We start from the raw sequence: 12,503 nt of genomic DNA, 5'->3' as shown, positions 1-12,503 counted from the left end.
GGTAATAATATAGTTACCTAATTAAAAGATGCCGGTTTATGAGTTATTGACCGTCACCGAAAGTCCTGTCTCTTGGTTCTTGATTCTTGACTCTGACTCTCTCATCTACTTCTTAAACCTTTCCCACTTGATCAGCATATACTTATCAGCGAACTGGGTGATGATGATTCCTGAATTCTTAATGTTTTCCTCCTGGGCAATGTATTCGATCAGCTCATTTTGTTTCAGGATTTTATAGACCGGATGGAATTCTGAATGAGGAGGTCTTGTAATGTTGTATTTTTTGATCCAGGAGCTGATCGTGACGTGAGAAACTCCGATGATCCGTTCTATTTCACGATAGCTTAGCCCTTCAAGATAAAGCTGAAGCGATTTTGTTACATAGTAATCATCAATTTGTTTACCCAGCTTTTTGACAGTGAAATAATAGTTGCAGCTTTTGCAGTGGAAACGCTGTTTCTCGTTGATAATACCGCTTTTTACTACTTTATTACCCTTGCATTTAGGGCATGTATTTTCCATAACTATAGTTTTTTAGCAAATATATAATAAATTAGCAAATATATATTTTTGCATAAAGATAATTTTACCTGTATAAATTTTTAAAACAAAAAAAATATCTTTTTAATTTGGTTTTTAAAGAAATTATATTTTAAATTTGCCAAAAAATTTAGATAAATAAATGGAAATAGAAATTTCCTCATGCGAGCATCTGATGTATGTGAGTGAAATACAGCAGGAAATGTATGATTCTGCACAGCGTAGAGGAACGGGGATCGCAAAACGTTCCATCGAATATTTGAGTAAGAAGATTTCAGAGGGCAATGCTGTGGTGGCCACTGAAAACGGAGAGTGGGTGGGTTTCTGCTATATAGAGACCTGGTCGCATGGGAAGTTTGTGGCCAATTCGGGACTGATCGTTTCCCCGAAATTCAGGAACGGAGGTGTTGCTACTCAGATTAAGCATAAGGTTTTCCAGTTATCTAGAGAAAAATATCCGGATGCGAAAGTATTTGGACTGACAACAGGTCTTGCCGTGATGAAAATCAACAGCGATCTGGGGTATAAGCCGGTGATCTATTCAGAACTGACTCAGGACGAAGAATTCTGGAACGGATGTAAGAACTGTGTCAACTATGAGATCCTGATGAAAAAAGAACGTAAGAACTGCCTGTGTACGGCGATGTTGTTTGTTCCGGAAAATATAAAAGAAACTAAGGCTGTGAATGACCAGCCTGAAAATAATGAAAATAATAAAGTAAACGGTGTTGCGAATAAGCAGCCAGAAATTAAATATAACAATGAAAAAGAAAGTCATCTTAGCGTTTAGCGGAGGTTTGGATACTTCCTACTGTGCTAAATATCTTAGTGAAACACTAGGATATGATGTGTATGCGGTCACTGTAAATACCGGAGGTTTTTCAAAAGAAGAAGAAAAAGAGTTGGAAAGAAAAGCTTTAAACCTTGGAGTGAAAGAGTACAGGTGCGTAGACGCTCAGGAAGACTATTATAATTCTTGCGTGAAGTATTTGATCTTTGGGAATGTATTGAAAAATAATACATATCCGCTTTCCGTAAGTGCTGAACGTACCATCCAGGCTCAGGAAATTGCAAAATATGCGATTGAGGTGAATGCAGATGCAATTGCCCACGGAAGTACAGGGGCTGGAAATGATCAGGTGCGTTTTGATCTGATTTTTCAGGTGATGTGTCCTGAGGTTGAGATTATTACTCCGATCCGTGATATGGCTTTGTCCCGTGAAGAAGAAATAGAATTTTTGAAAAATCATGGCTATGAAATGGAGTTTCATAAAGCGCAGTATTCTGTGAATAAAGGGCTTTGGGGAACTTCTGTAGGAGGTAAGGAAACCCTGACATCCAGAAACTATTTACCTGAAGAAGCCTTTCCGTCACAAATACAGGAAACTCAGCCTTCTGAACTGGAAGTAAAATTTAAGAACGGTGAAATTGTAGCAGTTAATGGTGAAAGTTTCGATCATCCTGTTTATGCGATTCAGAAAATAGAAAAATTGGCTTCTGCTTATGGAATTGGACGTGATATTCACGTAGGGGATACCATTGTGGGAATTAAAGGAAGAGTAGGATTTGAAGCGGCGGCAGCCTCTGTGATCATTAAAGCGCATCATTTACTGGAAAAGCATACCCTTTCAAAATATCAGCAGATGATGAAGTCCCAACTGTCAGATTGGTACGGGAACTGGCTTCATGAAGCACTTTTTCTGGATCCTGTGATGAGGAATATTGAGTCTTTCTTGACGGATTCTCAGAAAACAGTGAGCGGAAAGGTCTTTGTTACCCTTCATCCTTACAGATTTATTTTAAACGGAATTGAATCCGATCATGATCTGATGTCCGATAAATTCGGAAGCTATGGTGAGGCCAACAGAGCCTGGACCGGGGAAGATGTGAAAGGATACACGAAAATTGTAAGCAATTCTTTAAACATATATCACCAGATCAACCAAAATATCAACTAAAGTTCCGAAGGAACGATTTAACTAAAGGTAGGATTCGATTCTATCGATTTAAATATGAAGAAAACAGTAGGAATTGTAGGAGCAAACGGTTATACAGGAAGTGAGTTGATACGCTTGCTGGCATTTCATCCCCATGTGACATTGAGTTTTTTATATAGCCGTTCGAATTCGGGGACAAGAATATCAGATTTGTACCCGGATTTAACGGCGGTTTGTGATCAGGTTTTAACAGATCAGCCTGGAGCGGCGGATATTCTTTTTCTATGTCTTCCGCATAAGGAAAGCCGGAATTGGTTGACCCAAAATCCTGTTAACAAGGAAACCCTGGTGATCGATCTTGGAAATGATTTCCGCCTGGAAGAGAATTTTGGAAACAGAAATTTTATCTACGGATTGCCTGAAATCAATAAAAAACAATTGTTGGGATCGAAGAGCATTGCCAATCCCGGGTGTTTTGCAACAGCTATTCAGTTGGGCCTTTTGCCTTTGGCTGAAAAAGGAATGCTGGATGAGGTTTTTACAACAGGAATTACCGGATCTACGGGAGCCGGGCAGTCATTACAGGCAACGACGCATTTTACCTGGAGGAATGATAATGTGTCGGCCTATAAAACACTGACCCATCAGCATGTAGACGAAATTTTAAAACATATAGTTAGATTTAATCATAAAGAGGTCAGCCTGAATTTTGTACCATGGAGAGGAGATTTTACAAGAGGGATTTTTACAAGTTCTACGGTGAAAACAGATTTGGGACTTTCTGACATCTATCAGTTGTATCAGGATTTTTATGCGGAGGCGCCTTTTGTGAGGGTAAGTGAAAAAGCAATTGATTTAAAGCAGGTTGTCAATACCAATCGCTGTGTGATTCAGATTGAAAAAAGTGGAAATGTAGCGGTCATTCACTCAGCGATTGACAATTTGTTGAAAGGAGCCTCAGGGCAGGCGGTACAAAATATGAATATCGCAATGGGATGGGAAGAAAATGCAGGACTGGATTTGAAGCCGGTAGCGTTTTAAATGTATTAATGTAAAAAGTAAAATGTATTTATGAGGTAGAAGGTCGCAGATGATAGGTTGCAGGTAGTATGAAGAATAACTATTTGAACCTGTAAGCTTCCAGCCATCAACTAACAATTAGCAACTAACAATGAATTTATTCAACGTATATCCATTATTCAATATAAATCCGGTTAAAGCTCAGGGATCTTTTCTTTGGGATGACAAAGGAGAACAGTACCTTGACTTTTACGGTGGTCATGCGGTGATCTCCATCGGGCACAATCATCCGTATTATCAAAATAAATTAAAAGATCAGCTGGAAAAAATATCTTTTTATTCCAATTCTGTTCAGAATGAATTGCAGACTGAGCTGGCTGAGAAACTAGGACAACTTTCAGGATATGAAGATTACAACCTTTTCCTGTGTAATTCCGGAGCCGAAGCCAATGAAAACGCTTTGAAGCTGGCATCTTTTCATAACGGGAAAAATAAGGTGCTTTATTTCTCAGGTTCATTCCATGGAAGGACATCCGCGGCGGTTTCAGTAACCGATAACCCAAAGATTGTTGCTCCTGTAAACTTTTCGGAAAGATTTATCAAATCAGCGTGGAATGATGTAAAGCAGCTTGAAGAGACCTTTGAGAGCTATGGAAATGAAATCTCATCAGTAATCATCGAAGGAATTCAGGGAGTAGGAGGAATTATGATTCCAACACCGGAATTTTTATCCAAGATTAAAGAGTTGTGTGAGAAATATAATACTGTGCTGATTTTGGATGAAGTGCAGTCCGGATATGGAAGAAGCGGGTATTTCTTTGCCCATCAGGAATTTGGAGTTGAAGCGGATATCATCACAACGGCAAAAGGAATGGGGAACGGTTTTCCGGTGGGAGGCGTATTGATCCATCCTAAATTTGAAGCAAGCAACGGTCTGTTGGGAACCACATTTGGCGGGAATCATTTAGCCTGTGCAGCGGCAATCGCAGTTTTGGATGTGATGAAAGATGAAAATCTTATCGCAAATGCCCGGGAAATGGGAGACTATATAGAAAATGAAATTAAAGATTTACCGCCTATTCAGTCAATCCGAAGGAAAGGGTTGATGATCGGAATAGAACTCGACAGAGACTGTTCGGAGGTGAGGAAAAGCCTGTTGTATGACCATCATATCTTTACAGGAAACTCAAATGATAAAAGTGTATTAAGGATTCTTCCGGCACTTAATATAAGGAAAGAGGAAACGGATATTTTTATCAATGCTCTGAAAGAGGTATTGGGGAATATTTAAAAGGCGAAAAGGTAAAATCGCAAAGCTGCGTAATGGTAAAAATACTATTTCATTGCTGAGTGAGACGCCTTTGCGAACGAAAAAATGATTAAAAGAAAACTTAGTGTTCGCTGCGTTAAAAAACAACCTTAATGGGTAAACAAAATCTTTAAAATTAATTCAAAATGAAAAAATTCACCTCTGTAAGTGATGTAGAAAACTTACAGGATATCATAAAAAAAGCGCTACAGATCAAAGAAAACCCACTTTCAGAACCTGAAAAAGGGAAAGGAAAGACCATTGGCCTTGTATTTTTAAATTCAAGCTTAAGAACCCGTTTGAGCAGCCAGATTGCCGCACAAAACTTAGGCTTAAATGTTTTGACTTTAAATGCCGCGCAGGAAGCCTGGAACCTTGAATTTGCTGATGGAGCGGTGATGAACGGAGATACTGTAGAGCATATCAAAGATGCTATTGAAGTGCTGAATCAATATTGTGATGTGATTGCAGTACGTTGCTTTGCCGGAATGAAAAGCAAAGAGGACGATGTTAATGAAAGTATTCTGAGCCAATTTGAGCAACATGCAAAAGTCCCCGTTGTTTCCCTGGAATCTGCGACACGTCATCCGCTGCAAAGCCTGGCAGACTGTATTACTATTACAGAAAACTGGAAGAAAGACCATAAGCCAAAAGTAGTATTGACCTGGGCTCCGCACATCAAACCCATTGCTCATGCTGTTGGAAACTCTTTTGCAGAATGGATGCAGGAAATGGATGTAGACTTTGTGATCACCAATCCTGAAGGATATGATCTGGATCAGAATTTCACAAAGGATGTGAAAGTAATCCATGACCAAGACGAAGCTTTGAAAGATGCTGATTTTATCTATGTGAAAAACTGGGCTTCTTTTGATGATTATGCAGCGATGCCCGAAGTGAAAGGAGACTGGATGCTGACGAATGAGAAATTAGCGAACACCAATCAGGCAAAAGTAATGCACTGCTTACCTGTTCGTCGTAATGTAGAGCTAAGCGATGAGGTAATGGACGGAGAAAATTCCATCATCTACCAACAGGCAAAGAACCGTATTTTTTCAGCGCAAGCGGTTTTTTCAGAAATTTTAAATGAATTGGATCTTAAATAGCAATAAACCTAACAGGTTTCTATCCGATAAAATTTTACAAGAACAGGCAATATATGATTTTTAATCTCTAAATCCTTTAATCTTTTAATGAAAAACAAATTATACATCATAAAAATAGGCGGAGCGCTCATTGATGATGAACGGTTACTGGATCAGTTCCTGGAACAGTTTTCAGAAATAAAAGAAAAGAAAATTCTTGTTCACGGCGGGGGTAAGCTGGCTACTACATTGGCTGATAAACTCGGTATAGAGCAGAAGATGGTCAATGGAAGGAGGATTACGGATAAAGATACATTGGATATTGTAACAATGGTTTATGCCGGCGGGATCAATAAGAATATTGTTGAAAAGCTGCAGCAGAAAAAATGTAATGCCATCGGATTTTCCGGAGCAGATGGGAATTTAATTAAGGCTAAAAAAAGAGAGCATCCTGAAATAGATTTCGGATTTGTTGGGGATATCAATAAGAAAAGTGTGAACAGAAAGCTGGTTTCAAAGCTGATGAAGCTTGATCTTGTTCCTGTATTTTCTGCCATCACACATGACAGGAAGGGAAATCTTTTCAATACCAATGCGGATACTATTGCGTCAGTGATGGCACAGGCCTTATCAGAGAAGTATGAAGTTGAGCTGCTGTACTGTTTTGATAAAGAAGGTGTTTTAGAAGATGTAAATAATCCTGAATCAGTGATCAAAAGCGTTTCCGAAGAAGAATTTACCGTATTGAAACAAGAAGGAAAACTGCATAAAGGGATATTGCCCAAATTGGAAAATGCGCTCGGTGCGATAAAAAATAATGTAAATAAAGTGTTTCTGATCAAAGAAACCGAACTGAAAAACCATATAGAGAATCATCATGCAGGAACTGAAATCTGTTTATAATAAAGAAGAATTGCTGAATAATGCGGTTGGATTGCTTAAAAGTCTGATTGAAATTCCTTCATTCAGTAAAGATGAATTCAATACATCGGTGGAAATCGAGAATTTCTTCAGGAGGCATCAGATCCCGACCAAGCGTTTTAAAAACAACATCTGGGCGGTCAATAAAAACTTTGATGTGTTTAAGCCGTCTGTTCTGTTGAATACCCATCATGATACGGTAAAGCCTAATAAAGCCTATACGCTGGATCCGTTTGTACCGATTGAGAAAGACGGTAAGCTGTATGGATTGGGAAGTAATGATGCGGGAGCTTCACTGGTTTCTATGGCGCAGGTGTTTTTACATTTTTATGATAAAGAAGATTTACAGTATAATTTAGTTATTGCTTTGACGGCAGAGGAGGAGATTTCAGGTTTTGACGGAATTGAGGCTCTGTTTCCACAGCTTCCCAATATAGAGCTCGCCATTGTAGGAGAACCCACGCAGATGAATCTGGCGATTGCAGAAAAAGGGCTGCTTGTGATAGACGGGGAAATGAAAGGGACTCCTTCTCATGCTGCTCATCCTAATGATGATAACTCAATTGTAAAATGTATGCGGGACCTGCAGAATATTTTGAACTTTAAATTTCCAAAAGTTTCGGAATACCTGGGAGAAGTTAAGGTGACTTTATCGGGAATTCATGCCGGAGTTCAGCATAATGTAGTCCCTGAGTCCTGTAATTTCACGCTGGACGTAAGGGTAACGGATGAATATTCCAATAAAGAAGCTTTTGAAATCATACAATCTCAGATGGAATCTACACTTAGGGCAAGATCTTTCAGGCTGAACTCTTCAAAAATCGAAATGGATCATCCGTTTGTTCAGGCCGGTTTGGAAATAGGAAGGACAACGTACGGCTCACCAACTTCCTCAGATCAGGCCATTATTCCATGTACATCAGTGAAAATAGGCCCTGGAGACAGCAGGCGCTCTCACACTGCGGATGAATTCATCTATATTAATGAAATAGAGGAGGGGATTGAGATCTATATCCGGATTTTGGAAAAAGTGTTATAAAAGAGAAGTTAGAAGGGAGAAATTAGAAGTTAGAAACGGAAAAATTACCGAAAGATCAAGAATAACTTCTAACATCTGATCTCTAACCTCTGCAAAATAGGTTTTGGCTCTGCTCAGCAGGCAGTAAAGTTTAGTTTTTAATAAGGATTTATGCAAAAAAGAAGATTAGAAATGAAGACTTTTAAAGGAAATGTTTTTTTATAGTTAATAATAAGAAATGCTTTGCTGAGCATGTCAAAACCAATCAATATTTAAATCAGATTGTATGAAATTACCATCAACGAATTTTTCTGGTACACAAACAGATGGAAGTGGTGATTGCATATGACCTTAGAAAAAATAGATAATTACATATGAAAAAGATATGGCAGAAGGATGACCTTGCCACCAATATATTAGTCAATAATTTTACGGTCGGGAAGGATCTCGATTTTGATGAGCGTCTGGCAAAATACGACGTCAAGGGTTCGATGGCACACTGCAAGATGCTTGCAGAAACCGGAATTATCTCCCGGGAAGAATCAGAGCAGATGCTGTCTGTTCTAAACGATATTTTAAATACTATTGAGAATGGGACTTTTGAAATTGATAAAGAAGCTGAGGATATCCATTCTCAGGTAGAAGCGATATTAATTGCAGAACTGGGCGATACAGGAAAGAAAATTCATACGGCAAGATCCAGAAACGATCAGGTTTTGCTGGATATTAAACTGTATCTGCTGGATGAGATCCGTGAGATTACGGTGCTTACCGATGAGTTTTTCCAGATCCTGATTCAATTGGCAGATCAGCATAAAAATATTCTGCTTCCGGGCTATACCCATTTGCAGATCGCTATGCCTTCCTCTTTCGGATTATGGTTCGGAGCTTATGCAGAAGCCCTTTTGGATGATGTTGAAATGCTGTTTTCGGTAAAGAATATCATTAATAAAAATCCATTAGGTTCGGCAGCGGGATATGGTTCTTCTTTTCCGATCAATCGTGAAAGTACGACTTACAACTTAGGGTTCCAGTCAATGAATTATAATTCGGTATACGCTCAGATGACCCGTGGCAAATCTGAAAAATTACTGGCGATGGCAATGGCTGCTTTAGCGGGAACGCTGGGGAAATTTGCTTATGATGTATGTCTGTACCTGAATCAGAACTTTAATTTTATCAGCTTTCCAAAGGAATTTACTACGGGAAGCAGCATCATGCCGCATAAAAAGAATCCGGATATCTTTGAGCTGGTACGTGCACGATGCAACAGAATCCAGTCTCTTCCGAATGAGCTCATTTTGCTGACGAATAATCTGCCTTCAGGATACCACCGGGATGTTCAGCTGACTAAGGAAATTCTTTTCCCTGCGATCGATTCGCTGAAAGAATGTCTGGAGATTCTAAGCTATACCCTGCCCAACATTCAGGTGAAAGATGGAATCCTGGAAGATGAAAAGTATAAATACCTGTTCAGTGTGGAAAAGATCAATGAAGAAGTGAAAAGCGGAAGTTCATTCCGTGATGCTTATGTAAAAGTAGGACAGGAGATTGAGAACAATGAATTTGATTTTGAACCTGGAAATCTGGACCATACCCACCAGGGAAGCATAGGCAATCTTTGCCTGGATAAAATAGAATATCAGTTCAATAAGCTGAAAAACAAATTATTGGGTTAGAATAAAATATAAACCATTAAGGATACAAAAGTTTAAGCAGATATAAAATCTAAAATTATTTTAGTACTGCCTTATGTTTCGTTTGCGGATCTTTAATCTTGAGTGCTTAAGCTTCCTTAATGGTTTTGTTTTATTCGGAAATTTGACGGAAGGTTTGGACTATTCAGGAATATAAAGGTTTTAAGATAAATTCAGAATATCTGCAATGGCATAAAGCTAAAAGGATTATTCAAGATCAATCTTGAATTTAGTGGATTTTTTCACTTCATGAAGTACAATAGAACTGTGGTACTGCCCGATATTGGGAATGTTTGAAATGACATTGACCGCAAATTCATTATAAGAATTGATATCTTTGGCAATGATCTTCAGCATATAGTCATACTCTCCGGAAAGACTGATGATTTCCTGTACTTCATCATACTTCCCGATGTTCTTCTCAAAGGTTTCCAATACTTTCTTGGATTGTTCCTTAAGGCGCACATTACAGTAGACTACAATATTCAAACCCAGTTTTTCACGGTTTAAAAGGCCAACATATTTCTGAATGATCCCCTGTTTCTCCAGCTGTTTGATTCTTTCATACGTAGGAGTAAAGGTAAGACCGATCCTTTCTGAAATTTCCTTAACGGATAAAGTGGAGTCTTCCTGTATAATGCTGAGAATCATTTTGTCTTTTAGATCCATAGGATAAATTTGAGTTTTAACAAAAATATTAATTTTAAGTGAGAATAAAGAAGTACTGGGGTTTTAAATTTATTTAAAACTTTGTTTTTGTAGGTTCGTAAAATTTTTGTATCTTTGCACCTAATGAATAAAAAAGCATTTATATCATTAGATTTACCGGGCGAAAGCGCCCTTTACGATATTTATTGTTATTAAGCGAAGATAGTTGTCTTCGCTTTTTTTTATGCCTAAAAATAAGAATTATGTTTACGATTACAGAACTAAGCAATGAGAGAATCAACAGTCTACTGGCAGAAGCATTGGCTTTTGCAAACGGTAAAACTGCTAAGATTGAAGGAGAAGTTTTTTGCTCAAACCTTTTCTTCGAAGACAGTACGAGAACAAAAACAAGTTTTGATATTGCAGAAAGAAAATTAGGACTTCAGGTAGTTCCTTTTGATGCGTCACACAGTTCTGTAAATAAAGGAGAGAGTCTTTATGACACGGTGAAGACCATTGAAAGCTTAGGAGTAAACCTGGTTGTGATCCGGGATAAAAAGGACAGATACTTTGAAGAATTAAAAAACATACATATTCCTGTGATCAACGGAGGCGACGGAACGGGAAACCATCCTTCACAATGTATGCTGGATCTGATGACGATCTATCAGGAATTTGGAAAGTTTGAAGGGCTGAAAGTAGGAATTGTAGGAGATGTAAAACACAGCCGTGTTGCCAATTCAAATGCGGAAGCGTTGAGAAGGCTGGGCGCTAAGGTATATTTTTCAGGACCTGAACAATGGTTTGATGAAGGAGCTCTGATCAACGGAACCTACCTTTCGGTTGATGAGCTGATCGCTGAAGTGGATGTTCTGATGTTATTAAGAATACAGCACGAAAGACATGACGCCGCTATGAGCTTCTCTGCCTCAGAATATCATAAAAGATACGGACTGACCAAAGAAAGAGAGCGGGCTATGAAAAAAGAAGCGATCATCATGCACCCGGCACCTATCAACAGAGGAGTGGAAATAGATTCAGATCTGGTGGAATGTGAAAGATCAAGAGTCTTCAAACAGATGCAAAACGGAGTCTTCGCCAGAATGGCCATTTTAAAGGATGCATTGGAAGAGAAAGGGTTTACCTTTAAATAAATTGTAAAAAGTAAAATGTAAAAAGTATTCATGAATACATTAATACGTGAATACATTGTACAAAAAAGAATAATAGAAAATCTAATTTTAAAAATGAAGAAAAAATTAATACTGGAGTCCGGTGAAGTGTTTCATGGAGAAGGTTTCGGGGCAGAGTTGGAGACTGCGGGAGAAGTAGTTTTCAATACCGGAATGACAGGGTATCAGGAATTGATCTCAGACCCATCCTATTGTGGTCAGATAGTTTGTATGACCTATCCGCTTATCGGGAATTATGGTATTAACCGTGATGATTATGAAAGTATCGAGCCGGCAATCAAAGGGCTTATCGTAAAAGAGCTTTGCGATCTTCCTTCCAATTTCCGTACTCAGATTACTTTAGATGAATTATTTAAAAAGAAAAACCTTTCAGGGATTTCAGGGATCGACACCAGAAAGCTGACAAGAATCCTTCGTAACCATGGAGTAGTGAAAGGAAAGATCGTGAATGCTGATGCTGATGACGCAGCCATAGTTGCAGAACTAAAATCAACAAGCTTCCCGATCAATCAGGTAGAATCGGTTTCTACAAAAACACCGTATGCGAATCCAAACAGAGGTTTCAAAGTAGTGTTGGTAGATTTCGGAGCAAAACTGGGAATTATCAGAGAACTGTCTCAAAGAAACTGTGACATCATCGTAGTTTCCCAGGATACCACAGCTGAAGATATCCTGTTGATGAATCCTGATGGAATCATGTTATCCAACGGTCCTGGCGATCCGGAAGATGTACCGCATGCTTTGGATATGATCCGGGGATTATTAGGAAAAGTTCCGATCTTCGGTATCTGCTTAGGACATCAGCTAATTGGTCTTGCCTGTGGAGCAAAAACGTTCAAACTAAAGTTCGGTCACCGAGGAGGAAACCACCCGGTATTGGACCTGGAGAAAAACAAAGTAGCCATTACTTCTCAAAACCACGGCTATGCAGTAGATCAGGAAAGTTTGAAAGGAACAGACCTTATCGAAACCCATATCGCACTGAACGACAGGACAAACGAAGGTTTAAGACACAAAATCCACCCTTGCTTCTCCGTTCAGTACCACCCGGAAGCAAGCCCAGGCCCGGAAGATGCAAACTACCTGTTTGATGAGTTTATTCAAATGATGGAGGACTTTAATAGGTAAGAATCAA

Annotated in this window: 12 protein-coding genes; 10 read left to right on the top strand and 2 right to left on the bottom strand. The window is 38.8% G+C overall.

Translation table 11 applies throughout. The features are described 5' to 3' along the window. Positions 1 to 105: 105 nt before the first annotated feature. A complete protein-coding gene (locus AC4IF5_RS00405; RefSeq protein ID WP_490730669.1) occupies positions 106 to 522 on the bottom strand; it encodes an IS1/IS1595 family N-terminal zinc-binding domain-containing protein in 417 nt (138 codons plus the stop codon). A 160-nt stretch (positions 523 to 682) separates the two neighbouring features. On the opposite strand from AC4IF5_RS00405, the gene AC4IF5_RS00400 reads away from it, so the two are divergent. The 8 genes from AC4IF5_RS00400 (at position 683) to argH (ending at position 9,509) form a co-directional block, all read left to right on the top strand. Further along, positions 683 to 1,330: a GNAT family N-acetyltransferase gene (locus tag AC4IF5_RS00400; protein ID WP_490730668.1), complete on the top strand. Its 648-nt coding sequence runs from the start codon at positions 683 to 685 to the stop codon at positions 1,328 to 1,330. Beyond that, positions 1,302 to 2,498 carry an argininosuccinate synthase gene (argG, locus tag AC4IF5_RS00395; protein ID WP_490730667.1) on the top strand — a complete coding sequence of 399 codons (1,197 nt, stop codon included), beginning with the start codon at positions 1,302 to 1,304 and terminating at the stop codon, positions 2,496 to 2,498. Before AC4IF5_RS00400 ends, argG begins: the two co-directional genes overlap by 29 nt. A gap of 54 nt (positions 2,499 to 2,552) precedes the next feature. Next, positions 2,553 to 3,518 carry an N-acetyl-gamma-glutamyl-phosphate reductase gene (gene argC / locus AC4IF5_RS00390; protein WP_490730666.1) on the top strand — a complete coding sequence of 322 codons (966 nt, stop codon included), beginning with the start codon at positions 2,553 to 2,555 and terminating at the stop codon, positions 3,516 to 3,518. 130 nt (positions 3,519 to 3,648) lie between these two features. After that, positions 3,649 to 4,788, top strand: a complete 1,140-nt coding sequence (locus tag AC4IF5_RS00385; protein WP_490730665.1) for an aspartate aminotransferase family protein — start codon at positions 3,649 to 3,651, stop codon at positions 4,786 to 4,788. 164 nt (positions 4,789 to 4,952) lie between these two features. Then, on the top strand, positions 4,953 to 5,912 hold the full coding sequence (locus AC4IF5_RS00380) for an N-acetylornithine carbamoyltransferase (protein WP_490730664.1): 960 nt from the start codon (positions 4,953 to 4,955) through the stop codon (positions 5,910 to 5,912). An 87-nt stretch (positions 5,913 to 5,999) separates the two neighbouring features. Further along, positions 6,000 to 6,794 carry an acetylglutamate kinase gene (argB, locus tag AC4IF5_RS00375; protein ID WP_490730663.1) on the top strand — a complete coding sequence of 265 codons (795 nt, stop codon included), beginning with the start codon at positions 6,000 to 6,002 and terminating at the stop codon, positions 6,792 to 6,794. Beyond that, positions 6,769 to 7,851 (top strand): M20 family metallo-hydrolase, encoded by a 1,083-nt coding sequence (locus AC4IF5_RS00370; RefSeq protein WP_490730662.1) that lies wholly within the window; start codon positions 6,769 to 6,771, stop codon positions 7,849 to 7,851. The genes argB and AC4IF5_RS00370 overlap by 26 nt, the downstream gene beginning before the upstream one ends. A 353-nt stretch (positions 7,852 to 8,204) precedes the next feature. Continuing rightward, positions 8,205 to 9,509 (top strand): argininosuccinate lyase, encoded by a 1,305-nt coding sequence (argH, locus tag AC4IF5_RS00365; protein WP_490730661.1) that lies wholly within the window; start codon positions 8,205 to 8,207, stop codon positions 9,507 to 9,509. Positions 9,510 to 9,734: 225 nt separating this feature from the next. Here argH and AC4IF5_RS00360 read toward each other — a convergent pair whose 3' ends face one another. Next, entirely contained in the window at positions 9,735 to 10,196 is a 462-nt protein-coding gene (locus AC4IF5_RS00360) for an Lrp/AsnC family transcriptional regulator (protein ID WP_490730660.1), read from the bottom strand. A gap of 242 nt (positions 10,197 to 10,438) precedes the next feature. Between AC4IF5_RS00360 and AC4IF5_RS00355 the strand changes: the two genes are divergently transcribed. Together AC4IF5_RS00355 and AC4IF5_RS00350 are read left to right on the top strand one after the other, a co-directional pair. After that, a complete protein-coding gene (locus AC4IF5_RS00355) occupies positions 10,439 to 11,329 on the top strand; it encodes an aspartate carbamoyltransferase catalytic subunit (RefSeq protein ID WP_490730659.1) in 891 nt (296 codons plus the stop codon). Between the two features lie 93 nt (positions 11,330 to 11,422). Beyond that, positions 11,423 to 12,496: a carbamoyl phosphate synthase small subunit gene (locus AC4IF5_RS00350; protein WP_490730658.1), complete on the top strand. Its 1,074-nt coding sequence runs from the start codon at positions 11,423 to 11,425 to the stop codon at positions 12,494 to 12,496. Positions 12,497 to 12,503 lie beyond the last annotated feature (7 nt).

The organism is Chryseobacterium sp. UF-290, assembly GCF_058245615.1.
This window is presented reverse-complemented; position numbering and strand designations above follow the sequence as displayed.